This is a genomic window from Actinotalea ferrariae CF5-4 (genome assembly GCF_000603945.1).
GTDB lineage: Bacteria > Actinomycetota > Actinomycetes > Actinomycetales > Cellulomonadaceae > Actinotalea > Actinotalea ferrariae.
Genome location: NZ_AXCW01000513.1, coordinates 1 through 929, shown reverse-complemented (window position 1 = coordinate 929; position 929 = coordinate 1). Strand labels below are relative to the sequence as shown.

1 protein-coding gene is annotated in these 929 nt (G+C 79.7%); it reads left to right on the top strand.

The window, feature by feature from the left end; genetic code table 11:
* Nucleotides 1–929 (top strand): HAD-IC family P-type ATPase (locus N866_RS19100; protein WP_155855518.1); only part of this gene is annotated, 929 nt, incomplete at both ends.

Genomic DNA, 929 nt, shown 5'->3' with positions numbered 1-929 from the left:
CGCGCCGGGCCCGGGTCCGCGTCGGCGCCACCGTCCGCGACGTGGCCGCGCAGGAGGTGCGCCTGGGCGACGTCGTCGTCGTGGCGGCCGGCGAGGTGGTCGCCGTCGACGGACGGCTGCTGACGGCGGCCGTCCTCGACGAGGCGGCGCTGACCGGCGAGCCGCTCCCGAGGGAGCGCGGGCCCGGGGAGGACGTCCGCAGCGGCGTCGTCAACGCCGGGGGCCAGGCCGAGCTCGTGGCGACGGCGACGGCGGAGTCCTCCACGTACGCCGGGATCGTCCGGCTGGTGCAGTCGGCACAGGCCTCGTCCGCACCGTTCGTCCGGGCGGCGGACCGCGTCGCCGTGCTGTTCGTCCCGCTCACCGTCGCCGTCGCGGGCGCCGCGTGGCTCGTGTCCGGGGACCCGGTGCGCGCGGTCGCCGTGCTCGTCGTCGCGACGCCGTGCCCGCTGCTCCTGGCGGCGCCCATCGCCGTGGTCTCGGGCATCTCGCGCGCCGCGCGGCTCGGCGTGGTGATCCGCGGTGGCGGTCCGCTGGAGCGGCTGGCCGGTGCGCGGGTCGTGCTGCTGGACAAGACGGGGACCGTGACGCAGGGGCGGCCCACGGTGGCCGCGGTCCTGGTACCCCCCGCCCCGGCCGCCACGCCGGTCGCGACCGGCGGGAGTGACCTACCCGGCGCGCACGGCACCGCCCCGGGCGCCGACGAGGTCCTGCGCCTCGCCGCGTCGCTCGACCAGATGTCGCCGCACGTGCTGGCGGGGGCGATCGTCACCGCCGCGTCGCGCCGCGGGCTGCCGCTGTCCCTGCCGAGCGACCTGGAGGAGGTCCACGGCCACGGCCTGCGCGGACGGGTGGACGGGCACGAGGTCCAGGTGGGGCGCGCCGCCTGGGCCGGCGGGCTCGCGCAGGGCAGGGCCGGCGCACCGGGG